This is a genomic window from Nocardiopsis sp. LOL_012, from assembly GCF_048060475.1.
Lineage (GTDB): Bacteria > Actinomycetota > Actinomycetes > Streptosporangiales > Streptosporangiaceae > Nocardiopsis.
On the sequence record NZ_JBHMIV010000142.1, the window covers coordinates 1 to 275 of the forward strand.

Consider the following 275-nt stretch of genomic DNA (forward strand, 5'->3'; position numbering starts at 1 on the left):
GACGGTCCAGGAACCACAGCCTGCGCTGCGCGAACGACAACGGCACCCGCTCCGGACGCTCCATGCGGAGCGGCTCGGGGTTCCAGGCCTCACGGGAGGCACCAGCGGTCTCCACCAGGTGCTCGGCGAGCGCGGACACCGTCGGCCGGGCGAAGACCTCGCGCAGGGTCGGCGCCGCACCGAAGGCCGTGCCGATCCGGCTGATCAACCGTGCGGCGAGCAGGGAGTGCCCGCCCAGGTCGAAGAAGGAGTCGTCGATCGTCACCGACTCCAGG

General features: G+C 71.6%; 1 protein-coding gene. It reads right to left on the reverse strand.

Going from position 1 to position 275, the window contains the following annotated elements:
- Positions 1-265: phosphopantetheine-binding protein (locus tag ACFHWE_RS23825; RefSeq protein WP_416604118.1), on the reverse strand; the 265-nt coding region annotated here is incomplete at its 3' end.
- Positions 266-275: the final 10 nt, after the last annotated feature.